At 69.8% G+C, this 23075-nt stretch carries 19 protein-coding genes and 2 tRNA genes; 6 read left to right on the top strand and 15 right to left on the bottom strand.

Features of this window, described 5'->3' with window-relative positions; genetic code table 11:
• Positions 1–4: 4 nt before the first annotated feature.
• The 5 genes from clpX to ABZ880_RS06715 form a co-directional block, all read right to left on the bottom strand.
• Positions 5–1294: an ATP-dependent Clp protease ATP-binding subunit ClpX gene (clpX, locus tag ABZ880_RS06735; protein WP_361257942.1), complete on the bottom strand. Its 1290-nt coding sequence runs from the start codon at positions 1292–1294 to the stop codon at positions 5–7.
• Between the two features lie 179 nt (positions 1295–1473).
• Positions 1474–2154: an ATP-dependent Clp protease proteolytic subunit gene (locus tag ABZ880_RS06730; protein WP_361257940.1), complete on the bottom strand. Its 681-nt coding sequence runs from the start codon at positions 2152–2154 to the stop codon at positions 1474–1476.
• Between the two features lie 70 nt (positions 2155–2224).
• Positions 2225–2833 (bottom strand): ATP-dependent Clp protease proteolytic subunit, encoded by a 609-nt coding sequence (locus ABZ880_RS06725; protein ID WP_028807494.1) that lies wholly within the window; start codon positions 2831–2833, stop codon positions 2225–2227.
• 255 nt (positions 2834–3088) lie between these two features.
• Entirely contained in the window at positions 3089–4486 is a 1398-nt protein-coding gene (gene tig / locus ABZ880_RS06720) for a trigger factor (protein ID WP_361257937.1), read from the bottom strand.
• A gap of 146 nt (positions 4487–4632) precedes the next feature.
• A tRNA-Pro gene (locus ABZ880_RS06715) sits at positions 4633–4709 on the bottom strand.
• 164 nt (positions 4710–4873) lie between these two features.
• On the opposite strand from ABZ880_RS06715, the gene ABZ880_RS06710 reads away from it, so the two are divergent.
• The 3 genes from ABZ880_RS06710 (at position 4874) to ABZ880_RS06700 (ending at position 6477) form a co-directional block, all read left to right on the top strand.
• Positions 4874–4947, top strand: a tRNA-Gly gene (locus ABZ880_RS06710).
• A gap of 489 nt (positions 4948–5436) precedes the next feature.
• Positions 5437–5649 carry a hypothetical protein gene (locus tag ABZ880_RS06705; protein ID WP_361257934.1) on the top strand — a complete coding sequence of 71 codons (213 nt, stop codon included), beginning with the start codon at positions 5437–5439 and terminating at the stop codon, positions 5647–5649.
• A 129-nt stretch (positions 5650–5778) separates the two neighbouring features.
• Positions 5779–6477: a DUF2637 domain-containing protein gene (locus ABZ880_RS06700; RefSeq protein ID WP_361257931.1), complete on the top strand. Its 699-nt coding sequence runs from the start codon at positions 5779–5781 to the stop codon at positions 6475–6477.
• A gap of 86 nt (positions 6478–6563) precedes the next feature.
• On the opposite strand, the gene ABZ880_RS06695 is transcribed toward ABZ880_RS06700, so the two are convergent.
• From ABZ880_RS06695 to ABZ880_RS06685, 3 genes are all read right to left on the bottom strand, one after another.
• The gene (locus ABZ880_RS06695; RefSeq protein WP_361257928.1) at positions 6564–6971 is read right to left on the bottom strand and encodes an SseB family protein; all 408 of its coding nucleotides are present in this window, start codon (positions 6969–6971) and stop codon (positions 6564–6566) included.
• Between the two features lie 95 nt (positions 6972–7066).
• On the bottom strand, positions 7067–9193 hold the full coding sequence (locus ABZ880_RS06690; protein WP_361257926.1) for a PQQ-binding-like beta-propeller repeat protein: 2127 nt from the start codon (positions 9191–9193) through the stop codon (positions 7067–7069).
• Positions 9194–9263: 70 nt separating this feature from the next.
• Positions 9264–9458 (bottom strand): hypothetical protein, encoded by a 195-nt coding sequence (locus tag ABZ880_RS06685; RefSeq protein ID WP_016435177.1) that lies wholly within the window; start codon positions 9456–9458, stop codon positions 9264–9266.
• 698 nt (positions 9459–10156) lie between these two features.
• On the opposite strand from ABZ880_RS06685, the gene ABZ880_RS06680 reads away from it, so the two are divergent.
• Positions 10157–11272, top strand: a complete 1116-nt coding sequence (locus ABZ880_RS06680) for an acyltransferase family protein (RefSeq protein WP_361257923.1) — start codon at positions 10157–10159, stop codon at positions 11270–11272.
• Here ABZ880_RS06680 and ABZ880_RS06675 read toward each other — a convergent pair.
• From ABZ880_RS06675 to ABZ880_RS06660, 4 genes are all read right to left on the bottom strand, one after another.
• A complete protein-coding gene (locus ABZ880_RS06675; RefSeq protein WP_361257921.1) occupies positions 11269–11730 on the bottom strand; it encodes an HD domain-containing protein in 462 nt (153 codons plus the stop codon). The genes ABZ880_RS06680 and ABZ880_RS06675 overlap by 4 nt on opposite strands.
• Positions 11727–14156, bottom strand: a complete 2430-nt coding sequence (locus ABZ880_RS06670; RefSeq protein WP_361257919.1) for an FtsX-like permease family protein — start codon at positions 14154–14156, stop codon at positions 11727–11729. The genes ABZ880_RS06675 and ABZ880_RS06670 overlap by 4 nt, the downstream gene beginning before the upstream one ends.
• Positions 14156–14959, bottom strand: a complete 804-nt coding sequence (locus ABZ880_RS06665) for an ABC transporter ATP-binding protein (protein ID WP_361257916.1) — start codon at positions 14957–14959, stop codon at positions 14156–14158. The genes ABZ880_RS06670 and ABZ880_RS06665 overlap by 1 nt, the downstream gene beginning before the upstream one ends.
• A 146-nt stretch (positions 14960–15105) precedes the next feature.
• Positions 15106–16305: a PP2C family protein-serine/threonine phosphatase gene (locus ABZ880_RS06660; protein ID WP_361257913.1), complete on the bottom strand. Its 1200-nt coding sequence runs from the start codon at positions 16303–16305 to the stop codon at positions 15106–15108.
• 162 nt (positions 16306–16467) lie between these two features.
• Here ABZ880_RS06660 and ABZ880_RS06655 point away from each other — a divergent pair, with 162 nt between their 5' ends.
• A complete protein-coding gene (locus tag ABZ880_RS06655) occupies positions 16468–17697 on the top strand; it encodes a GNAT family N-acetyltransferase (RefSeq protein WP_361257910.1) in 1230 nt (409 codons plus the stop codon).
• Between the two features lie 8 nt (positions 17698–17705).
• On the opposite strand, the gene ABZ880_RS06650 is transcribed toward ABZ880_RS06655, so the two are convergent.
• Together ABZ880_RS06650 and ABZ880_RS06645 are read right to left on the bottom strand one after the other, a co-directional pair.
• On the bottom strand, positions 17706–18515 hold the full coding sequence (locus ABZ880_RS06650; protein WP_361257907.1) for a DNA-formamidopyrimidine glycosylase family protein: 810 nt from the start codon (positions 18513–18515) through the stop codon (positions 17706–17708).
• A gap of 32 nt (positions 18516–18547) precedes the next feature.
• Positions 18548–19036 carry a ribose-5-phosphate isomerase gene (locus ABZ880_RS06645; RefSeq protein ID WP_361257904.1) on the bottom strand — a complete coding sequence of 163 codons (489 nt, stop codon included), beginning with the start codon at positions 19034–19036 and terminating at the stop codon, positions 18548–18550.
• 204 nt (positions 19037–19240) lie between these two features.
• On the opposite strand from ABZ880_RS06645, the gene ABZ880_RS06640 reads away from it, so the two are divergent.
• A complete protein-coding gene (locus ABZ880_RS06640; protein WP_361257902.1) occupies positions 19241–20659 on the top strand; it encodes an amino acid permease in 1419 nt (472 codons plus the stop codon).
• 75 nt (positions 20660–20734) lie between these two features.
• On the opposite strand, the gene ABZ880_RS06635 is transcribed toward ABZ880_RS06640, so the two are convergent.
• Entirely contained in the window at positions 20735–22942 is a 2208-nt protein-coding gene (locus ABZ880_RS06635; RefSeq protein WP_361257899.1) for a protein kinase, read from the bottom strand.
• Positions 22943–23075 lie beyond the last annotated feature (133 nt).

The following is a 23075-nucleotide window of genomic DNA, read 5'->3' as shown; positions in this document are numbered from 1 at the left end:
GCGGTTACGCCGTCTTCTGCTCCCCCGGCCCCCGCCCGTTGCGCGCGTCCCGCGGGATCAGGGTCGGGTTCACGTTCGAGTGGACGACGTCCGCCGTGATGACGACGCGGGCCACGTCCTTGCGGGACGGGACCTCGTACATCACCGACATCAGGACCTCTTCCATGATGGCGCGCAGGCCTCGCGCGCCCGTCTGGCGGAGGATGGCCTGGTCGGCGATGGCCTCCAGGGCCTGGCGCTCGAAGTCCAGTTCCACCCCGTCGAGTTCGAAGAGGCGCTGGTACTGCTTCACCAGGGCGTTGCGCGGCTCGACCAGGATCTGGAGGAGGGCTTCCCTGTCGAGGTTGTGGACCGACGTGATGACGGGAAGTCGGCCGATGAACTCGGGGATCATGCCGAACTTGACCAGGTCCTCCGGCATGACGTCCTCGAACTGGTCCTTGGCCTCCAGCTCGCGCTTCGAGCGGATCGTCGCGCCGAAGCCGATGCCCTTCGCGCCGGCCCGGGACTCGATGATCTTCTCCAGGCCCGCGAAGGCGCCGCCCACGATGAACAGCACATTCGTCGTGTCGATCTGGATGAACTCCTGGTGGGGGTGCTTCCGCCCGCCCTGCGGGGGCACGGAGGCAGTCGTGCCCTCCAGGATCTTCAGCAGGGCCTGCTGGACGCCCTCGCCGGACACATCGCGCGTGATCGACGGGTTTTCACTCTTCCGCGCGACCTTGTCGATCTCATCGATGTAGATGATGCCCGTCTCGGCCTTCTTGACGTCGTAGTCCGCCGCCTGGATGAGCTTCAGGAGGATGTTCTCGACGTCCTCGCCCACGTAACCCGCCTCCGTCAGCGCCGTCGCGTCGGCGATGGCGAACGGGACGTTCAGCATGCGCGCCAGCGTCTGGGCGAGGAGGGTCTTGCCCGAGCCCGTGGGGCCGAGCAGCAGGATGTTGGACTTCGCCAACTCGATCGCGTCGTCACGGCCGTTGCCGCCGCCGTTCTCGCCGGCCTGGACGCGCTTGTAGTGGTTGTAGACCGCTACCGAGAGGGCCTTCTTGGCGGGCTCCTGGCCGACCACGTAGCCCTCGAGGAACTCGTAGATCTCGCGGGGCTTGGGGAGTTCCTCCCAGCGCACCTCGCTGGTCTCCGCGAGCTCTTCCTCGATGATCTCGTTGCAGAGGTCGATGCACTCGTCGCAGATGTACACACCAGGCCCTGCGATGAGCTTCTTGACCTGCTTCTGGCTCTTGCCGCAGAACGAGCACTTGAGCAGATCGCCGCCGTCACCGATGCGTGCCACGGTGTGCTTCCCCTTCGCCTGGGAGACGCCTAGGTCCAGCGGCTCCTGGTGCTGCCTTAATCCGACGGTACCTTGCCGGGCCCCCCGTTCGGGCCCCCCTTGGCGCGGTTCACTTTGACGTGCAGCGTGTCAAAGCACACCAACCGGGCCAAGGGGCGGCAGACAATACAGCCTTCCGACTACCGAACGGCCGAGTTGTTCATCTTCCGGGTGGAGATGATCTGGTCGATCAGGCCGTACGACAGCGCGTCCTCGGCCGTGAGGATCTTGTCGCGCTCGATGTCCTCGCGGATCTTCTCGATCGGCGTCGTCGAGTGCTTGGCCAGCATCTCCTCCAGCTGCGAGCGCATCCGGAGGATCTCGTTGGCGGCGATCTCCAGGTCGGAGACCTGCCCGCGGCCCGTCTCGCTGTACGGCTGGTGGATCAGCACGCGGGCGTTCGGCAGCGCCATGCGCTTGCCCGGCGAACCGGCGGCCAGCAGCACGGCGGCGGCGGAGGCCGCCTGGCCCATGCAGACCGTCTGGATGTCCGGCTTCACGAACTGCATCGTGTCGTAGATCGCAGTCAGCGCGGTGAAGGAGCCGCCCGGACTGTTGATGTAGACCGAGATGTCCCGGTCGGGGTCCATCGACTCCAGGCACAGCAGCTGCGCCATGACGTCGTTGGCGGAGGCGTCGTCGATCTGCACGCCGAGGAAGATCACGCGCTCCTCGAAGAGCTTCGCGTACGGGTCGTACTCGCGGATGCCCTGCGAGGTGCGCTCGACGAAGCGCGGGATGACGTAGCGGGACTCGGCGGCGGGACCCGTGTACTCGGCGCGCGTGCGGTCGTACAGACCGCTGCCGGGGAAGTCGTTCACTGTCTGTCTCCTAGGAGCTGTGGCGGTCGGCTGGGGGGCTTGCTGGGGCCGATTCGGTCCCACGGGGCGGTCAGGCCCCGGTGCCGCCGCCGCCCGGGATGCCGGCAGCCGTGCTGATGACGTCGTCGATGAGGCCGTACTCCTTGGCCTCCTCGGGGTCGAACCAGCGGTCGCGGTCCGAGTCACGGGTGACCTGCTCGACGGTCTGACCCGTGTGCTGGGCCGTGAGCTCGGCCATGCGCTTCTTGGTGTGCAGCAGTCGCTCGGCGTGGATCTTGATGTCCGACGCCGAACCGGCCAGGCCCGCGGAGGGCTGGTGGATCAGGATCTCGGCGTTCGGGAGGGCGAAGCGCTTGCCCGGGGTGCCCGCGCTGAGCAGGAACTGGCCCATGGACGCGGCGAGGCCCATGGCGATCGTCATCACGTCGTTCTTGATGAACTGCATGGTGTCGTAGATCGCCATGCCGGCCGTGATCGAACCGCCGGGGCTGTTGATGTAGAGGTTGATGTCCTTGTCGGGGTCGGCCGCGGCAAGGAGCAGCAACTGTGCGGTGATCTTGTTCGCGATGTCGTCGTCGACCGGCTGGCCGAGGAAGATGATCCGCTCGTTGAGCAGCCGGTTGTAGACCTGGTCGCCGAGGCCACCGCCGATGGAGGGCTCGCCGGCGGCGGAGGGCATCAGATTCGTCACGTATCCACCTGCTCGTCTTACGACGGCGTCCGGCCGTCTCACGTGTTCTGCCGGGGCGTGGGGCTGTCCGGCGGTTCGCCGACTTCCCTGCCCTCGTACTCATGGACCCTAACGCGCTGGTCCCTTCGGGGAATCCCGCAGAGGGGGGTGTTCGCCGGGGGCGTAGCGCCACGGGAAGCCGGAAGGGCCCCGGCGACATACGTCCCCGGAGCCCTTCCTACGACGTGCCAGGCGCCGTGGGCGTCAGCCCTCGGTCTTCTCGTCGGTGGCCTCGACGGCGTCGCCCTCGGTGGCCTCGGCGGCGACCTCGGCGGCCGACTCGACCTCGTCCTCGTCGTCCAGGTCGATGACCTCGCCGTTGGTGTCCTTGACCGTGGCGGCCTCGACGACGACCGCGAGGGCCTTGCCGCGGGCGACCTCGCCGACCAGGAGCGGAACCTGGCCGCCCTCGACGACCGCCTGGGCGAACTGGTCGGGGGACATGCCGGAGGAGGCCGCGCGGCGCATGAGGTGCTCGGTGAGCTCCTCCTGGTTGACGTTCAGCTTCTCCTGCTTGACGAGCTCGTCGAGCACGAACTGGGTCTTGATGCCCTTGACCGCGGCTTCCTCGGTCTCGGCGTCGAACTCCTCCTCGGTCTTGCCCTGGATCTCCAGGTACTTCGCGAGGTCGAGGCCCATCTGGCCGAGCTGGTGGTGCTCGAGGTTGTGCTTACGGGTGTTGATCTCGTCCTCGAGCAGCTTCTCGGGGACCGGGACCTCGACCAGCTCGAGCAGCTTCTCCAGGACGCGCTCCTGGGCCTGCGTGGCCTGGTCGTACTGCTTCGTGTTCTCGAGGCGCTTGCGGCTGTCGGCCTTGAGCTCCTCGAGGGTGTCGAACTCGGAGGCGAGCTGCGCGAACTCGTCGTCCAGCTCGGGCAGTTCGCGCGCGGCGACCTGGGTGACCTTGACGGTGACCTCGGCCTCCTTGCCGGCCGCGGAGCCGCCCTTGAGCTCGGAGGTGAAGGTGGCCTCGCCACCGGCCTCCAGGCCCTTGACGGCGTCGTCGATGCCGTCGAGGAGCTCGCCGGAGCCGATCGTGTAGGAGACGCCGCTCGCCACGCCGTCCTCGAGGACCTCGCCCTCGACCTTGGCCTCGAGGTCGATGGTGACGACGTCGCCGTCCTCGGCGGCGCGCTCGACCGGCGAGGTCGAAGCGAAGCGCTCGCGGAGCTGCTCGACGGACTTCTCGACGTCCTCGTCGGTGACCTCGACCGCGTCGACCTCGACCTCGATGCCGGAGTAGTCCGGGATCTCGAGGGTGGGGCGGATGTCGACCTCGGCCGTGAAGTTCAGCGTCTCGCCGTCCTTCAGCTCCGTGATGTCGACCTCGGGCTGGCCGAGGACGTTGAGCTCGGCCTCGTTGACCGCCTCCGTGTAGAACTTCGGAAGCGCGTCGTTGACCGCCTCCTCCAGGACCGCACCGCGGCCGAACCGCTGGTCGATGACGCGCGCCGGGATCTTGCCCTTCCGGAAGCCCTTCACCGTGACCTGCTGGTTGATCTTCTTGTACGCCGCGTCGAGGCTGTCCTTGAGCTCCTCGAAGGGCACCTCAATGCTGAGCCGAACCCGGGTCGGGTTCAGGGTCTCGACGGCGCTCTTCACGGTTCGGTCTCCTTGGGGCTGACTTTAGGGATCGTGCCCGGCTGAGAGACACACGGGCATGCAGCTTGCATAGTAACGGCAGCGACGACACGCCCCAAAGGCGATCAAGCGAGGTGATCGCGCCTGTGGCCGGTGTTGACCGGTCGTGGTCGGGGTGGCGGGATTTGAACCCACGGCCTTCCGCTCCCAAAGCGGACGCGCTACCAAGCTGCGCCACACCCCGTCTGGTGCGACACGTAGGGTACATGGCCGCAGGCAGTGCGGCTGCCGCATTTCCCGAGCGCTCGTAAAGAGGCGGTGCGGGCGGGAATGGGGTGTGCGGCGAGGCGGGCCGACCCGCTACGATGCCTTCAGTGCCGCGGTCATCTGACCTGCGGCGCGTGCTGTGCGGGCGTAGCTCAATGGTAGAGCCCTAGTCTTCCAAACTAGCTACGCGGGTTCGATTCCCGTCGCCCGCTCCATACGGCTCAGGGCCAGGTCAGAGGATCTTTCCTCCGCCTGGCCCTGATCGTTTCCGGGGGGGTCCGTTCTTCTCCGTGTCCCCCACGTGCCCCTTCGGCGCCCCGATCTGACGCTGTCCGTTGTCAGAAGCGAGCCGTAGAGCTGGCGCGCGGTGGACGTCAGTTCGCGCTGCGTGATCGAGCCAGCGGCGTACGGGCCGAACAGCACCTTCCCAGCAGCCGTTCGCGACCGCGGGTCGGTGGGTGGCGAACCGTTCCTTCTTTCTGAAAAGAACTCAAACGACAACCCTCTCGACTCTTTACGCATTGGATGCTGCGCAGTTGGCTCTAATTACAAATACCGTCTCTAAAACTTTTACCAAATTGCCTCACTCGTTTGCCGCGCATCTGGGGAAGCGCGAAATGCGTTAGCGGACCATGACGAAAGCACGTCTCTTTTCCTCGCCCCGCTCCGGAGGGACGGCCGAGCATCTCCCCGCTCCCCGTGGCGTGGCGGTAGGGCGATACATCTTCACGCCTGCCGCGGCGTACTCATCGCCCGAGGCCAGCGGCACCCTGCACGTGGACGGCGCGAAGGTCGAACTGCGGGTCACCGAGCCGCTGCTCAGTGAGCTCCTGACCCTGCTGGACACGGCCCAGGAGGAACTCAGCCAGCGGTGGAACAGACAGGGGCGTTCCGATTGCCACGCAACCCGCATGTGACGGGGGGCGGGTTTCGTGAATCACGATTATCCGGATCACTGGTTCACCCGGGATGATCGTTATCCCGGCAGGTACGCCGGCGGACAGTCGCCCGGTGGGAACAGGGGTTCTGCAAATACCCTGCATCCAATGGCGCCCCCGGACGAGAGCTGGGACCCGGTCGAGGAACTCACCCACCTCTTGCAGGATGTCGCGACAGCAGAGCAGGGAACTGCCGTGCCGCCCCCTCGTGGCAAGCCGTCCTCCCCCGACGTCGGCGGCGCCGACGTCCCGATGGACAACCTGGTACAGCTCACTGCCGAGTTGCCGCCCATCCGGCGCTTCTCTGCCGGGCATCGGAAGGTGCGGGCCCGCAAACTGCACTTCACATGGCTGCAGACTGTCAGCTTCGTGATCGCCGCGTTGGCAGCCGTGATCGTGTCGATGGTGAGCGTCTTCGGCGGCATTGTGGCTTACGCACCGCTGCAACACGTCGCTGCGGGTTCACGCGGTGCCACGGCTCACGCCTGGCCTCTACTGATCTACGGCCCCTGGATGGTGGCCTCGCTCTCCATCCTGCGGACGGCCCTGCACCAACGGCGTGCGATGCACTCCTGGTTCGTCGTTCTGCTGTTTTCCTCTCTCGCGATAATCCTCTGCATGGCCGAGGCCGAGAGGACCTTCACGAGTGTCGCCGCAGCCGCCTTGCCGGCCATCGCGTCCCTGGCCTGCTTCCAACAACTGGTCCGACAGATCACACTGACCCGGCCACCACGCCAGAGAACCTCCCGACGCCGTCAGCGCCACACCCCCAGACATCCCGAGCCCGCGAAAAGCAAGAACGATTAGCCTCGCGCTCCCTCTCCTCCGGATGCGACCAGGGCCGGGACCGAGGTTTCTTCCTCCGTCCCGGCCCTGGTCGCTTCGGGTGCCGTTCAGGCGAGGCAGCGGGCGAGCAGCCAGCGTGCCTCGTGGGCGGACAGGGTCAGGGCGTCCTCGTGTCCGGCGTCGATGACCAGCACGACCTCGTCGCTCGGCCAGTGGGCGGCGAGCTGCCGCAGGGTGATGGGCCGGTAGCAGGGCACCTGGGGGAAAGCGCTCAGGAACCGCTCCTCCGAGGTGAAGACCATGACCTTGGGGGCGTCGTTCACGCTCTCGATCACCGGCAGCACGAACCGCACGAACTCACTGCGGTCACGCGTGCAACGGATCCCGCTGACCGCAGGGATCAGTACGTCGCAGCCCGACAGCGCCTCCAGGGCCCCGCGGTCCGGAGCTGTGGCCAGATCCCGCAGAGCGTCCCGGGCCACGGCCTCGAAGAGCTCAGCGGGGATCTCGTTCATGGTGCACACCCTTGCGAGCCGGTCACTCCACGACGCCCCTCGTCTACCCGCGATCGCCCCGAACATGCAGCGGGCCGACCCCGGTGCGGCCGCTTTCAGAGATGCCGCACGTCCACGCTGTACACCGAGCGGATGCCGTACGGGACGTAGAGCGCATCGCCCTGGAGGGTGAGGGAGGCGCCGGTGTCGGCGGTGACCGGGTCGGCGGCGGTGCCGCGGCCGGGGATGCTCGCGACCTCGCGGCCAGTGCGGCGCTCCAGGACGGCCAGGCGGCCGCCCGGGGAGGCCAGGTAGACGCGGTCGGCGGAGGCGAGGGGCTTGCCGGGGAGTTCCACGGAGGTGTGGGAGGTCCACAGGCGGCGGCCGGTGAGCGGGTCGACGGCGTGGAGCTCGCCGCTGCGGAGGCTGTAGTAGAGGGTGCCCCGGCTGAGGGTGACGGTGGCGGCCGCGGTCTCGGTGCGGGCCAGGGGGACGATTGCGGCCCTGCGGCGGGACGGGTCGATCAGGGTCAGCCTGCGGTACTTGGTGCCCTCGTCGGCGTTCTCCACGAACAGCATGCGGTCGCCCACCGCGCCTGCCGGTGTCAGCAGGCCGGACGCCGACACCGTCCACAGGACCCGGCCGGTGGTGGGGTCGAGCCGGGAGACCCTGGTGCGCTTGGCCTTGGCGGCGGTGCACACCAGGTAGCCCTGGCCGGCGTGGGCGTGCAGGGTGCAGCTGTCGGGGTCGGGCAGCGCGCGGTGCCACAGCACGGCGCCGGTGACCGGGTCGAGCAGCATGTACCGGTCGGCCTTGGCGCCGGTCACGGCGAGGACGCCGGACGAGGTGAACGCGGCGGTGCCGTCCGCGACCGAGGGGGCCACGGACCCGTCCCCGTCGCCGGTGTGGGCGGTCCAGCGGAGGGCGCCGGTGCGGGTGTCGAGGGCCTGGATGCGGTAGTCCCAGGTGGCGTTCTCGCCGTTGGGCCTGGACTTCTGCTCGTCGCCCATGACGTAGACGCGGTGCGCGGAGGCGCCGAGGATCCCGCCCTCGTAGGAGTTGCCGTTGGGGTCGGGGGTCGGGTCGACCGTGCGGATCCAGGCGACCTTGCCGCTGGCGAGGGAGTAGCGGGCGGCCTGGATGTCGTCGCCTGCGCAGATCAGGCCGCCGTCCAGGGCGCGACAGGCCGGGAAGAGGCCGCCCTCGCTGCTGGAGTTCTTCACGACCTTGGCGTGCCAGGCCCGCCAGCCGGCCGGGAGGTTGCTCGGCGCCGGGCCGTCTCCGGTCAGCTGTACGGCGGCCACGGAGGCCGTGACGGCCAGGAGTACGGCTCCCGCGGCGGCGGCCGGCCATATGCGTTTACGGCGCCTGCGCGGCCGTAGCAGAAGGTTGTCCGGTTTCGTGGGGGCCGAGTCCGGGCGGGGGTCGGGGAGGTGGCCGTCGCGCAGGAGGGTGAGGAGTTCGTCGGCGGTGGGGCGGGACTTGGGGTGCTTGGTCAGACAGAGGCAGACGAAGGGGAGCAAATCCTCGGGGACGTCGGCCAGTTCGGGCTCGCCCTCGACGACCTTGACCGCGGTCTCGTAGGGGCTCGGGCTGTCGAAGGGGCCGCGGCGCGTGGCGGCGTACGCCACGACCGAGCCGAGGGAGAAGATGTCCGCGGCCGGGCCCACCTCGTGCGGGGACGAGAACTGCTCGGGGGACATGAAGGGCGGGGTGCCCATCACGCGGCCGGTCTGGGTGAGCACGTCCTGGGCGGCGAACTCGGCGGCGCGGGAGATGCCGAAGTCGATGACGCGGGGACCGTCGTCGGCGAGCATCACGTTGGCCGGCTTCAGGTCGCGGTGGACCACGCCCGCGCGGTGGATGTCGCGCAACGCCTCGGCGAGCCCTGCGGCCAGTTCGCGCACCTTCGGCAGGGGCAGCGGGCCGTGGCGGCGGACGTGGGTGCCGAGGTCCTCGCCCGGGATGTAGAGCGTGGCCATCCAGGGGCGCGGCGCATCGGCGTCCGCGTCCACGACAGGGGCCGTGAAGGCGCCGCTGACCTGACGGGCGGCGGCCACCTCGCGGCTGAAGCGGGTCCGGAACTCGTCGTCGTCGGCGTACTGGCCGTGCACGACCTTGACGGCCAGGCGGCGGCCGGAGGCGGAGCGGGCGAGGTACACCACGCCCATACCGCCGCTGCCGAGGCGGTCCTCGATGCGGTAACCGCCCACCTCCGCCGGGTCCGAGTCGCGCAGCGCCATCCCCGTACGTCCCCCCGTCCGCATCGCCGCCCCCCGACGGCCGAGCGTAGCTCCCCGGATCAGACTCGCATCAGAAACTGATCGAGTTGATGGTCTCCGCTATCGAGTTGAGGAATCGGTTGATCGACGGGGCCATGCCGGTCGAGGCGAGGAAGAAGCCGAAGAGCACCGCGACGATGGCGGGACCGGCCTTGATGGATCCTCCCCGGATCAACACCACCAGGATGATCGCCAACAGAAGCACCACTGACAACGAAATGGCCACAACTGATCACACCCTACGGTCGGTCCGCTCTCCCGGCCCGGGGGTGCCAGCCCCGCGCACCCCCGCCAGAACCATCGTGCCACCAACAAGGCCCGCGTATGCGGCCCGTGAGGCATCGTCGGCCACACCTGTGCCGTACCTTTGCCCGACCCATGGCCGAACCATGAGGACGCGCCCCCGCGCGAAGCCTCAACCCCCGCCCGCCGCACAGCAATTCGACGATGTAGCCGCACAGGGAATTCGGTGGGATCGTTTCCATGTCCACACAACGCGTTCGCAGGTATTTCGAATTGTCGCCACGGACACATCCGAGCCGCCAACGACAGCCCCACAAAAGGTCAATGAAGCGGACATTCCACCAGAGTCGCCCCCTGGTCATATGCCCCGTTTAGTCGGGATGAGTCGTGACAACCAGGACATGTAATGGTGTGTTGACCGTCACCTCCACAGAGGCGTCAACTTCCGTTAATCACGGGTACTCGAAGCCAATAAGCAGGAATGACGTGGGGAGTTTTACGAAAACCCACAGCGAACGCTAGGGTGCCTCAGATGTTTCACGCTGCCTCGTCCCCCGCACGTGCAGCGAGGTCCGGGATCGTCTCCCCCAGTTTCTGGGGGGAGGGTCTGTGACGAACTCGTTGCGACCGCACGGCCACAACAGAGCGCCGCTCCCTCCGGCACAGCCGCCGGCGTCGGGAGTGCCGAGTCCGCGCTCACCGCAGGAACAGCAGACCCAAACCCCCAAACCCGGCAGACAACGCGACGCGTTCTTCGACAACGCGAAGTACCTGGCGATCGTCCTGGTGGCCATGGGCCACTCCTGGGAACCGCTCAAGGGTGACAGCCGCATCCTGGAGGGCGTGTACACCGTCGTGTACAGCTTCCACATGCCGGCGTTCATCATCATCTCCGGCTACTTCTCGCGCAGTTTCGACATGCGCCCCGACCGTCTGCGGCGGCTGGTCACCGGCGTCGTCGTGCCGTACGTCCTCTTCGAGACGGCGTACAGCCTCTTCAAGCGCTACGGCGACCACGACCCGGGCATGACCGTCAGTCTGCTCGACCCCTGGTATCTCACCTGGTTCCTGGTCGCGCTGTTCGTCTGGCGGCTGACGACTCCCCTGTGGAAGAGCCTGCGCTGGCCGCTGCCCGTCGCGCTCGGGATCGCGATGTTCGGGTCCGTCTCGCCGGAGATCGGCAACGACCTGGACCTGCAGCGGGTCCTGCAGTTCCTGCCGTACTTCGTGCTGGGTCTGTGCATGAAGCCCGAGCACTTCCAGATGGTGCGCACGCGCAGGATGCGGATCCTGTCGGTGCCGATCGTCGCGGGCGCGCTGGCCGTCGGCTGGTGGGCCGTGCCGCGCATGGACACCGCGTGGTTCTACCACCGTGACGCCGCACAGGAGTTGAACGCGCCGTGGTGGACCGGGCCGGTCATGGTGCTCGCGCTGTTCGGCTGCTCGCTGCTGCTGACCGCCTGCTTCTTCGCCTGGGTGCCGCGCCGCAAGATGTGGTTCACCGCGCTCGGCGCCGGCACGCTCTACGGCTACCTGCTGCACGGGTTCCTGGTGAAGGCCGGTGACTTCTACGGCTGGTTCGACCACAAGTGGCTGCACAAGCCGCTCGGCGAGATCTTCGTGACGCTGGTCTTCGCCGCCGCGGTCACCGTGCTCTGCACTCCGCCGGTGCAGCGGATGTTCAAGTTCGCGATGGAGCCCGAGATGAAGTGGGCCTTCAAGCGGGACGCGGCGGAACTGGCCCGGCAGCGGGAGCGGGCCGAGCAGCGCGACCAGCGCGAGAAGGTCCCGGCCTAGTCACTCTTCAGACCGAGAAGTGCGCGCATCCGGGCGTACTTCTCGGTCAGTCGTGTGCGGGTGACCTCGTCGGTGAGGCGGGCCAGGCGGGACGGGTCGGCGTTGTGGGCCAGGTCCGCCTCCTTCACCAGGAGCGCGCCCGGTGTGGCGAGGATGCGCGCGGCGTACTCCTCCGGCCCCTCCCCCGCCCGCTTGGTGACGGCAAGCACGATGTCCTTCGTACGGCGGCTCAGCGCGGCCTCTTTCAGCCACTGCTCGGAGAGTGCGTCGTCCTCGACGGCGTCGTGCAGCCAGGCCGCCGCGATCTGTTCCTCGTCGCCGCCACGCGCGCGTACGCCCTCGGCGACGGCCTTGAGGTGTTCTGCGTAGGGCCGTCCGGCTTTGTCGGTCTGCCCTTCGTGGGCGGCGCGAGCCACGGCTTCCACTTCGGCCAGGGTCAACTGAGGGGTGTGCGTCACTCCTCCAGTGTCTCCTTACGGAGGGCCGCGCGGGCCGGGAGGGTCGCGGCCGTCACCCCGAGGACGACGATCGCGCCCGCGAAAGTGCCGTACACCAGCGGGGGTATGTACGGTCCCTGCCCCGTCAGCCCCTTCATCAGCGGCACCAGCGTGGCGAGGGCGATCACCGTGCCGAGGGCGATGCCCGCGAGGGCGACCAGGAGGGCCTCCCAGCGGATCATGCGCAGGACCTGGCCGCGGGTGGAGCCGATGAGGCGGAGCGTGCCGAGTTCGCGACGGCGGTCGAGGACGGTCATCACCAGGGTGTTGACGGCGGCGACGGCCGCGAAGCCGCCGAGCACTCCGGCCATGACGGCGTTGGCCCAGGCGTTGAGCTCGCGGTCCAGGGACTGGGCGGCGGTGTAGTCGGCGCGGTCGAGGACGGTGCCGAGCGCCTTGAGACCGGCGGCGGTTCCGCCCTTCGTCCACAGCTCGGTGTCGTAGGCGGAGGTGACGTGGCCGGCGAGGTCTGCGCGGGCCATGGTGACCTGGGAGAGCCCCATGCCGCGTCCGTACGTCGCTGTGATCACCGGCGAGGCCTTCGTGCCGTCGGGCAGGCGGAGGTGGAGGCGGTCGCCGACCTTGACGTGGGAGTTGTCGGCGAGGGTCTTGTCGACGGCCGTCTCGCCGGGTTCGAGGGTCAGTCGGCCGTGTTCCACGTCCAGGTCCTGTACGGCGGTCAGATCGTGGACCGAGCCCGTGACGCCCTGCGCGGTGGCCGGTTCCAGGCCGCCGGTGGCCGGGACGAGCACGGCGGTCTTCAACAGGCCCACGGCTGACGTGACTTCGGGGGCGCGCTCGGCCCGTCGCACGGCGTCCGGGGCCAGGCCCGGGTCGGCGGTGACGATGTGGTCGGCGCGGATGCCGGCGTGCTGCTGGTCGGCGGTGACGTGGTCCGTGCTGGTCTGCATGAAGATCAGCACGGACGAGAACGCCATGGCGAGCACGATCGGGGTGATCGCGGAGGCCAGACGGCGGGCGTTGGTGCGGGAGTTGGCGGCCGCGAGCACCGCGGAGGCGCCCGCTCCGCGCAGCGGCAGGCCGAACAGGGCGGCGCAGGCCCGGGCCACGAACGGGCCGAGCAGGGCCACGGCGAGCATGAACAGGAAGACGACTCCGAGGGCCGCGTTGGCCGCGTCCTCGCCGGTGAGGGAGGCGGAGAGACCGGCGCAGACGATGCCGCCGGCCGCGGCCGCGATGCCGAGCGGTGTGCGGATCCAGCCGGGGCGCAGCCGCTCCACGGACGCCTCGGTCAGGGCCTGGCCGGGCTTGATGCGGGAGCTGCGGTGGGCGGCCATGTAGCCGGAGAGCAGGGCCGTGAGGAGGACCGCGCCGACGGCCGAGACGAGCGGGATCCAGGAGACGGAGAGGTGGACGGGCTCCGGGATCGCCCCCTTGTCCTTGAGCTGCCCGAACCACCAACGGGCCAGGGCGATTCCGGGCAGACAGCCGAGGGCGCCCGCGAGAGGCGCCACCAGGAGGGTCTCGGTGGCTATCGTGCGGCGGATCTGGCGTGGGGTGGTGCCGATGGCCCGCAACAGGGCGAATTCGCGGGCGCGTTGGCCCACGCCGAGGGCCACGGTGCCGGCCGCGGTGAAGACGGCGACCATGGTGGCGATGCCGCCGAAGGAGCCGCCGATGCCGATGAGGGTCTCCCTGGCCTCGGTGAGGGCGGGGGTCTCCACGGTGCCGCGGTCGTCGCCGGTGTGCAGCTCGGCGTGTTTGCCGAGGGCTTGCGCCACCTGGGACTTGAGGGTGTCGGTCGGGACGCCGGGCTCGGGGAGTACGGCGATGGCGTCGATGCGGTCGGGGTGGCCCGAGCGTCGCACGGCTTCGTCGTCGGTGAACCAGGCGGTGCTTTCACGGGCGTTGGCGGTCCCGGAGACACGGTAGGTGTGGCGGCCGTCGGGGGTGGTGAGGGTGATGCGGTCGCCCACGGTGCCCCGGTTCACGACGACCTCGCCGGGGCCGGGGGCGTGGCCCGCGGTGAGCTTTTCGCCGGTGAAGGCGGTGGAGGACCAGTTGTGGGCGGTGAGGGTGGTCGAGTGCGGGCCGCCGATGGGGAACGTGACGTCGGCCACTGCTGTGCGGGCGCCGGGGGCCGAGGCCGCCTTCGCGACCAGGGAGGCGTCCACGCGGGCGCGGTCGGGGAGCGGTTCACTGTCCGCGTCGTCGCCGTGGCCGTAGGGGGCGCGCTGGTCGGCGGCGGCCACGACGGGGGCGGCGGCGTAGCGGGCGGGCGGGACCGTGGCCCGGATTCCCGTTTCCAGGAGGATGCCGCAGGCCGAGACGACCATGGCGGCCATCGCCAGGGCGACGAAGGTGCCGACGAAGGTCGAGGGGCGGAAGCGCAGGGCCGCGCGGGCCAGGCCGTTGGGGGCGAACATCAGGCTGCCGCCTGTGTGAAGGCGTGCGGTGCCGTGAGGGCCGTCATACGGTCCGCGATCTGTGCCGGGGTTCCGCGGTCCAGGTGGTCCACGATCTCGCCGTCCGCCAGGAACAGCACCCGGTCCGCCCAGGCCGCGGCCGAGGGGTCGTGGGTGACCATGACGACCGTGGCCATGGGGGTCCCCCCGCGCGAGGTTGTTCGAGCGTGGGGGAGGGTGTCCACGGCCTGGCGCAGCAGGGAGAGGATCTCGGCGGCCGTGGTGGTGTCCAGGGCGCCCGTCGGTTCGTCCGCGAAGACCACGTCGGGGCGGGTGACCAACGCACGGGCGATCGCCACGCGTTGCTGCTGGCCGCCGGACAACTGGGCAGGGCGGCGGCGGGCCTTGTCGGACAGGCCGACCTGGGCCAGTACTTCGGCTGTGCGGCGGCGGTCGGGGCGGTGGCCGGCCAGGCGCATCGGGAGGACGACGTTCTGCTCGACCGTGAGGGACGGGAGCAGGTTGAAGGCCTGGAAGACGAAGCCGAGTCGGGTGCGGCGCAGCGCGGTGAGCTTGTTCTCCTTCATGCCGGTGATCTCCGTGCCGCCGAGGCGGACGGTGCCGGTGGTGGGGCGGTCGAGCCCGGCCGCGCACTGCAGGAACGTGGACTTGCCGGAGCCTGAGGGGCCCATCACGGCGGTGAAGGTGCCGGGTCGGAGGGTGAGGTCGATGCCGCGCAGGGCGTGCACTGCGGTCCGGCCTCGGCCGTAGCGCCGGTGCACTCCGTGCAGTTCTACGGCCCAGTCGGCGCGGTCGCCTGCCATGTGTGGTGTCCCTTCCGGTCCGTACGTCGAGGTGGAGCATCACTTCGGTGATGTCTCGAACGTACGGATGCGGAGGGTGCGCGGGCGATGAGGGCGCCTGGCGGATCGGGGCGGGGGTAAACCCCACCGTGGCGTGTCTGCGGGGCTCAGCTCGCGGACAGGTGGGAGGTCGCCGTCGCCATGGCCGTCGGGCCCTCGCGGCAGATCAGCAGCAGGGCCCGGTCGTCGTTCACGTCCTTCGCGACCGCCTCGATGAGGTGCCAGGCGGCGCCGTGGAAGCCGCCGGCCACATACCGGTCGGCCTCTCCGGTGAGGCGGTCGATGCCCTCGACGATGTCGCGGTCGGAGGTCTCCACCAGGCCGTCCGTGAACAGCATCAACACGTCGCCGGGGCGCAGCGAGCCCTTCACGGGGTCGAACTGCGCGCCGTCGTACACACCGAGGAGCGGGCCCTCGGCCGCCTTCTCCTCCCAGCGGCCGCTGCCCGCGCTGAGCTGCAGTCCTGGCGGATGGCCCGCGGAGTACAGCTCGTAGTCGCCGGAGTCGAGGTCAAGGACCAGGTGGATGGAGGTGGCGAAGCCCTCGTCCCAGTCCTGGCGGAGGAGATAGCCGTTGGCCGCCGGGAGGAACGCATGCGGGGGCAGCGAGCCCAGCAGGCCGCCGAAGGCGCCGGAGAGCAGCAGCGCGCGCGAACCCGCGTCCATGCCCTTGCCGGACACGTCCGTCAGGACGACCTCCAGCGTGCGGCCGCCGTTGGTGCGCGCCGCCACCACGAAGTCCCCCGAGAAGGACTGGCCGCCCGCGGGACGCAGCGCCATCTCGCGGTGCCAGCCGGCCGGCAGCTTCGGCAGCTTGCTCTGGACGCGGATGCGTTCACGCAGGTCGAAAAGCATCGTGCCGCCGCGCCGCCACGGCACGCCGACCCGGCTGCGGAACTGGGCGAGGAGCAGGCCGAAGAAGCCGCACGCGGCGACCACGAGCACCACGCCCGGGGTCACACGCGAGGGACCTTCCGTGTACGGGCCCAGCCGCACCGACTCCACGATCAGCGCCGTGGCCGCCGCCGCGTACAGGCCGAGCAGGCTGGCCGGGCGCAGCACCAGGCCGCCCGCGACGATCGGCAGGACCAGCGCGGCCGGCGAGCACCACACCGAGTTGGCGAGCGTCGTGGCCGCGATCAGCGGCACGGTCAGCAGCAGACCCGCCAGTGCGACCCAGTCCGAGCCGTCCCCGCGGAAGTAGTCCACGGCGCTTCTGCGCAGGCCGACGCGGACCCGGTGCCACTCCATCTTCAACCGGGCCGTGAACGTCTCGGCCGCCGCGCGCCGCTCTCGTCCTGCTGCCATTAGTTCGGGACCCTATCCATCGGACCAGCTGCTTGGCACGGGAGGTCCCACTTGTCCCCCGTCCGAGGTTCAACTTCACAGTGAACTTCACAGAAAGCCGTTGCGGGTCCGCCAAGGCGAAATTCCCTCGCTCGTCCCGCATTGCCCTGGTAGGCATGGTTCATGGGGACTGACTTGCGCGTACTGCGCCAGGAGGACTGGGACGAGTGGTACGACAACCTGATCCGCGCCTTCGGCGGGATTCCGGAGTCGGCCGAGGAGCGGGCGCTGTGGCGCGAGCTCACCGAGACGGACCGTTCCATCGGCGCCTGGGACGGTGATCTGTGCGTCGGGACGGCGGGCGCGTTCTCCTTCCGGCTGACCGTCCCGGGCGGGGCCGCCGTGCCCGCCGCGGGCGTGACGATGGTGAGCGTGGCCGCCACGCACCGGCGGCGCGGGGTGCTGACGTCCATGATGCGACGGCAGTTGGACGACGTACGGTCCTGGGGCGAGCCGCTGGCCGTCCTGACCGCCTCCGAGCCGGTGATCTACGGGCGGTTCGGGTACGGCATCGGGACGTACCACGTCAACGCCGAGATCGACACGACCCGCGTACAGCTGTCCGTACCGCCCGGCACGGAAGACGTACGGCTGCGGTACGCCTCGCCCGCCGAGTCGCTGGGCGCGTGCGAGGCGGTGTACGCGCGGCTGGTGGCGCGGCGGCCGGGGATGGTGGCGCGGATTCCGGGCTGGGAGCGGCTGTGGCTGCTCGACCCGGAGAGCGAGCGGGACGGTGCGTCGCCGCTGCAGTGCGTGCTCGCGGAGCGGGACGGCGAGGTCGTCGGATTCGCGCGCTTCCGGGTCAAGGGGGACTGGGAACCCGCCGGCCCCAAGGGCACGGTGATCGCACAGGACGTGAGCGCACTCGACCCGGCGGCGCACGCGGCGCTGTGGCGGTTCCTCTTCGACATCGACCTGACGTCGAAGGTGAGCGCGCGCGGGCGACCGGTCGACGAGGCCTGGCAGCACATGGTGTCCGACATCCGGCGGTGCGCGCTGCGGGTACGGGACTCGCTGCACGTACGGCTGGTGGACGTCGGGGCCGCGCTGGAGGCGCGGACCTACCAGGCGCCGGTGGACGTGGTGTTGGAGGTCGAGGACGCCTTCTGCCCCTGGAACACCGGGCGTTGGCGACTGACCGGGGACCCGAAGGGTGCCTCGTGCGAACGCACGACGGACGCGGCCGATCTCGCCCTGTCCGTACGGGAGTTGGGCTCGGCCTACCTCGGCGGTGTGCCGCTGGTGGCGCTGGCCGAAGCCGGCCGGGTGCGGGAGCTTCGCCAGGGGGCGCTCACCGAGGCGTCGATCGCGTTCGGCTCACCGGTGGCGCCCTGGCTGCCGCACGGGTTCTGAGGGGCCCGTCAGCGGGTCTGGCAGGTGGGGCACCAGAAGAGGTTGCGGGCGGCGAGGTCGGCGGTGCGGATCTCGCCGCCGCAGATGTGGCAGGGCAGGGTGGCCCGTCGGTAGACGTACACCTCGCCGCCGTGGTCGTCGACGCGCGGCGGGCGGCCCATCGCCTCCGGGGTGTGCTGCGGGCGGACGGTGTCGATTCGGTTGTGGCGGACGCCCTCGTGCATGAGCGCGACGAGGTCCGTCCAGATCGCGTCCCACTCGGCGGCGGTGACGTCCCTGCCCGCGCGGTACGGGTCGATGCCGTGCCGGAAGAGGACCTCGGCGCGGTAGACGTTGCCCACGCCGGCGATCACCTTCTGGTCCATGAGGAGTGCGGCGATCGTCGTACGGCTGCGGGAGATTCGCCTGTACGCCGTCTGCGGGGCGGCGTCCTCGCGCAGCGGGTCGGGGCCGAGGCGGTCGTGTATCGCGTTCTTCTCGGCGTCCGTGATGAGCGCGCAGGTCGTCGGGCCGCGCAGGTCGACGTACGACGTGTCGTTCGCGAGGCGGAGGCGGACCGTGTCCGTGGGGGGCGGGACCGGGGCGGCGCCGAAGGCGACCTTGCCGAAGAGGCCGAGGTGGATGTGGACCCAGTCGGTGTCGCGGAAGCCCAGGAAGAGGTGTTTGCCGTGGGCTTCGGTGCGGGTGAGTTCGGCGCCGTCCAGCAGGGCGGCGGCGTCGGAGAACTTGCCCTGGGGGCTGGTCACGCGTGGTGCCGTGCCGGAGAAGCGGTCGGCGTAGTCCGACGCCAGCCGGTGGATCGTGTGCCCCTCTGGCACGGTGCGTGTTCCTTTCCAGCCCCCTGCGGGCGTCAGTCCTGCTGCGGGTGGTGCGACGGGATCGGGGGCAGGTCGCCCGTCGTCTCGTAGTCCGTGAGCATGTCGATACGGCGGATGTGGCGCTCGTCACCCGAGAACGGGGTGCCCAGGAAGGTCTCGACGAACTTCGTCGCCTCCTCCGTGGTGTGCATGCGCGCGCCCACCGCCACGACGTTGGCGTTGTTGTGCTGGCGGCCCAGCGACGCGGTCTCCTCGCTCCACGCGAGCGCGGCGCGTACGCCCTTCACCTTGTTCGCCGCGATCTGCTCGCCGTTGCCGGAGCCGCCGATCACGATGCCGAGGGAGTCGGGGTCCGCGGCCGTCTTCTCCGCGGCGCGGAGGCAGAAGGGCGGGTAGTCGTCCTGGGCGTCGTAGATGTGCGGGCCGCAGTCGACGGGGTCGTGGCCGGCCGCCTCGAGCCACTCGACGAGGTGGTTCTTGAGTTCGAGGCCGGCATGGTCGGAGCCGAGATACACGCGCATGGTTCCGAGTGTGACACGGGTGTTTCTGGGCAGCAGCCCCGGGTGGCGACCAGGAAAAAAGTTAGTTCGACCATAGAACCTCAAGGAAACCTCAAGTAACGATCTGGATTCAAAGGTTCACGAATCCCTTTGCCTCCGTTTCACTGGTCCGACTCGTACGCCGCTCGTACGGGGACCGCTCACCCGGTGCAAAGGAATTCCCCCATGACTGGTCTCCAGGCCGGACTGAAGAACCGACATCTGTCCATGATCGCCATCGGCGGTGTCATCGGAGCCGGACTGTTCGTCGGGTCCAGCTCCGGTATCGCCACCGCCGGGCCCGGCATCCTCCTCTCGTACGCCCTCGTCGGCACGCTCGTGGTGCTGGTGATGCGGATGCTCGGGGAGATGTCCGCGGCCAACCCGACCTCCGGCTCGTTCTCCGCGCACGCCGACCGGGCGCTCGGCCGCTGGGCCGGGTTCTCCATCGGCTGGCTGTACTGGTTCTTCTGGGTCGTGGTGCTCGCGGTGGAGGCCACCGCCGGCGCAAAGATCCTGGAGGGCTGGATCCCGGCCGTCCCGCAGTGGGGCTGGGCCCTCATCGTGATGGTGGTGCTGACGGCCACCAACCTCGTGTCCGTCGGCTCCTACGGCGAGTTCGAGTTCTGGTTCGCCGGGATCAAGGTCGTGGCGATCGGCGCGTTCATCGTCGTCGGCGGGCTCGCCGTCTTCGGCGTGCTGCCGGGCGTCGACAGCGACAAGGCGGGTCTCGACAACCTCACCGGCCACGGCGGCTTCCTGCCCAACGGGCCCGGCGCCATCCTCACCGGTGTCCTGCTCGTCGTCTTCTCCTTCATGGGCAGCGAGATCGCGACCCTGGCCGCCGGCGAGTCCGAGGACCCGCAGCGGGCCGTCACCAAGTCCACCAACAGCATCATCTGGCGGATCGGCGTCTTCTACCTGGGTTCGATCTTCGTCGTCGTGACCCTGCTGCCGTGGGACGACAAGTCCATCGCCGAACAGGGCTCCTACGTCGCCGCGCTCGACTCGCTCGGGATCGCGCACGCCGGTCAGATCATGAACTTCATCGTGCTGACGTCGGTGCTGTCCTGTCTCAACTCCGGCCTGTACACGGCCTCCCGCATGGCCTTCTCGCTGGGCGAGCGGGGCGATGCGCCCAAGGCGTTCGCCCGTACGACCTCGCGCGGTGTGCCGCTGGTCGCCATCGTCGCGTCCGTGGTGTTCGGGTTCGTCGCCGTCTTCTTCAACTACAAGTTCCCGGACTCGGTCTTCCTCTTCCTGGTCAACTCCAGTGGTGCGGTGGCCCTGTTCGTCTGGCTGGTCATCTGCTTCTCGCAGCTGCGCATGCGGAAGATCATCCAGGCGGAGGCGCCGGAGAAGCTGGTCGTGAAGATGTGGCTGTACCCGTATCTGACCTGGGCAACGGCCGCGTTGATCGTGTTCGTGCTCGGATACATGCTCACGGACACGGAGCACGACGGACGGGAGACGGTGCTGCTGTCACTGCTGGTCGCTGCGGTCGTCCTCGTGATCGCCGTCGTGAAGCAGAAGGTGGGCGGGGGCCGGGCGGGCCTCGCGGCTGCGGCCTCCGGCGAGGAGCGCGACAAGGTCAAGACCGGCTGACGCGAACGGCGTCAGACCTGCCGGAGGGGCCCGCGGTGAGCACCGCGGGCCCCTTCCGTGTGTTCTTCCGTGTGTTCACAGCACGATGAAGCTGTCCTTGACCTTGTTGTAGGTCTTGACGGCCGCGGTCTCGACGTCCGGTTGGTACCAGATGTTGATCTGGTACGACCTGCCGTCCTGGTTGAAGCCCAGCAGCCGGGCGTGCCAGGGCACGCCGTTGACGGTGACCGTGTACTCCCAGACCACTGCGGGGTTGCCGCGGAACGTCGTCTGCTCGAAGCGGATCTTCTGGTAGTCCTGGCCCTGGCGGGCGTTCCGCTCCGACTGCTCCCAGGTCTTCACCAGGTCGCCGCGTGCGACGGACGACTTGGCCACGATCTCCTGTGCGCCGTCCGGGGAGGTGTAGTGCACCTCCGCCCCCGTCTTCACGTTCCGCTGCCAGCCCTTGGGCGTCGCCCATGCGAAGCCGCCGGCCTCCTGGTGGGTTCCCGGCGGGAGGCTGGGGGGCCTTGATGTGCCTTCGACCGTGGGGGGCCGGCTCGTGGTGGGTGATGTCGTGGAGCCCGCCTTGTCGTCGCCGGGTGACCCGGAGTTCGTCAGCAGGACCACGGCGACGACGGCACCGGCGCCGACCAGACCGGCGGCGGCCACGAGCCCGGTGCGGCGACGGCTGCGACGGGGGGTGGCCGGGACGGCGGGGCCGGGTGGTTCGCCCCGGGGAGTGCGGAGCGGGTGGGGGCCCAGGGCGGGGCGGGTGGCTTGCTCGGCGGTGGACGGCGGACCCTGGCGGGGGCCGGGCTGTGCGCCCTGTCGAGATGCCGGATGCAGGCCGGTTGCGAAGCCGGAGCCGTTCTCCTGCCCGGCGGGCTGCTCGACGAGCGGGTGCTCACGGACGAAGGAGACGCCGGACGGCCGGGGCCCGGGTGGAGCGGAATGGGCAGCGGGCGGCGCGGAGTTGGCGGCGGACGGGGTCTCGGAGCGGACCTCCGAGCGCAGTTCGGAGGGGACCTCGGTGGAGGCGTTGGGGGCCTCGGCGTGCACGAAGGGTTCGGCAGGTTGTGCCTGGGGTGTCTCCGGAGCCGGGGGTTCCGTCGCCGAGGAGTCGGCGGGGGCCTCGTGTGCCGTCGTGTGGTTGTCGAAGGCGTCGCCGGTGCCGCTGCGGGCGGCGGCGCGGTCCCGGCGGAGGTCGTGGGTGTCCGGCAGTTCCTGCGGTATCGCGTCCTGGACGGGCTCGGGCTCGGGTTGCCTGGGGTCGCGGGCGGCTCGTACGAGGCGGGTGTCGAGGTAGGCCGGGGTGGCCGTCTCGTTCGGGACCCAGGGAGCGGGAGGGGTCCCGCCGGGCGTCGCGGATTCGCCGGGCGGCTCGGATTCAGGGGGCGCCGCCTGCCCGTCCTGGGCCCGGCCCTCGGGCTCCGGCTCGGGCTCTGCCGCAGGCCCGGCACCGGAACCCGCCGCCGCTTCGGCCGGCGGTTCCTCCTCACGCGTCGGACGACCGGGATCCGCCCCACCCACGGGAAGGGTCGGCTCGGGTGCCGGAAACGCGACCGGCCGCAGGGCCTCCTCCAGGTCCTCGAGGCCCGGGCGGACCGACGGGTCCTTCTCGAGCAGCGCGGCCAGGACGTCCCGCAGGGGTCCGGCCGCGGCGGGCAGTTCGGGCTCCTCGTAGAGGACCGCGTGCAGGGTGGCCAGCGTGGTGTCGCGGGAGAAGGGGGAGCGGCCGCCCAGGGCCGCGCAGAGGGTGGCACCCAGGGACCAGATGTCCGACGGCGGGCCCTGGGGGCGGCCGGAGATGCGCTCGGGGGCCATGTAGTCGGGGGAGCCGACCAGCATGCCGACCATGGTGAGCGCCTTGGCGTCCTGGATCGCGGCGATGCCGAAGTCCGTGAGGACTATGCGTTCGCCGTCGCCCTCCACCAGGACGTTCCCGGGCTTGATGTCCCGGTGCAGGACCCCGCGTGCGTGCACCTGGCGCAGTGCCGCCACCAGGCCCAGGCCGATGCGGGCCGTCTCGCGGGGGCCCAGGGGGCCGTCGTCCACCATGATGCGCTCGAGGGAACGGCCGGCGATCAACTCCATGACGATCCAGAGGCGTTCGCCCTCGTCCACCACGTCGTAGACCCGTACGACGTTGGGGTGGTCGATCCGGGCCGTCGCCCTGGCCTCGCGCAGGGTGCGTTCGCGGCGGGTCCGTGTGTCCTCCGCGTCCAGGCCGTCTATGCGCATCTCTTTGACGGCCACCGGGCGGTCGAGCATTTCGTCGGCGGCTCGCCACACCCGCCCCATTCCTCCCTGGCCAATACTCTCGACCAACCGATAGCGCCCCGTCACCAGTATCCCTGGGACTCCGCCGCTTCTCGTGTTCCCCGTATTCCCCGGCAATCCGCTGCACCCCCCTCAGCTCTCTCAACCACGCCCT

This window comes from Streptomyces sp. NPDC047043 (assembly GCF_040644055.1).
Lineage (GTDB): Bacteria > Actinomycetota > Actinomycetes > Streptomycetales > Streptomycetaceae > Streptomyces.
The sequence above is the reverse complement of the archived record's forward strand: the minus strand, read 5'-3'. Positions and strand labels throughout refer to the sequence as shown.